The 406-nt window shown below is 74.9% G+C and carries 1 protein-coding gene; it reads left to right on the plus strand.

From position 1 onward, the window contains the following. Positions 1-406 (plus strand): polyketide synthase (locus ADK52_RS09680; protein ID WP_159045898.1); only part of this gene is annotated, 406 nt, incomplete at both ends.

Raw genomic sequence — 406 nt, forward strand, 5'->3', positions numbered from 1 at the left:
CGCCCCCAACGGCCCCTCCCAGCAACGCGTCATCCGCAGCGCCCTGGAGAACGCCGGCCTCACCATCGCCGACGTCGACGCCGTCGAGGCCCACGGCACGGGCACCCGCCTCGGCGACCCGATCGAGGCGCAGGCGCTGCTCGCCACGTACGGCCAGGACCGCGACGCGGACAAGCCGCTGTGGCTCGGCTCCCTCAAGTCGAACCTCGCGCACACGCAGGCCGCCGCCGGCGTCGGCGGCGTCATCAAGATGGTCCAGGCACTGCGCCACGGCCTGCTGCCCAAGACCCTGTACGCCGAGGACCCGACCCCGCACGTCGACTGGACGGCGGGCAACGTCAAGCTGCTCACCGAGCCGGTGGCCTGGCCGGCGGGCGAGCGCCCGCGCCGCGCGGGCATCTCCTCC

The organism is Streptomyces sp. WM6372 (assembly GCF_001279655.1).
GTDB lineage: Bacteria > Actinomycetota > Actinomycetes > Streptomycetales > Streptomycetaceae > Streptomyces.